Below are 274 nucleotides of genomic sequence, written 5' to 3'. Positions count from 1 at the left end.
CGTCGACTGCGCCCGTCCGCGAGAAGCGGAAGGCTCACATGGTCGAGTGCGGAGCGCCGCGCCACGCCGTGCGGATTCTGGAACACCCAGACGCTGCGCCCCTCTGGACGGGTGACGATTCCCGAAGTCGGGTGGATCATCCCGGCGGCGATCGCGAGCAGGGTGGATTTGCCACAGCCGCTCGGGCCCACGACGCCCGTGATGGTCCCGGCCACGAAGGTATGGCTGATCGGCCGGAACAGCGGAGCGCCGGGAGCGAACGAGTGTGTGACCC

At 69.3% G+C, this 274-nt stretch carries 1 protein-coding gene; it reads right to left on the bottom strand.

Features of this window, described 5'->3' with window-relative positions:
* Window positions 1-274: ATP-binding cassette domain-containing protein (locus AC1RPG_RS08760; RefSeq protein ID WP_481762599.1), on the bottom strand; the 274-nt coding region annotated here is incomplete at both ends.

It is taken from the genome of Dellaglioa sp. CoH-57-MRSF-18, from assembly GCF_056781995.1.
The sequence above is the reverse complement of the archived record's forward strand: the minus strand, read 5'-3'. Positions and strand labels throughout refer to the sequence as shown.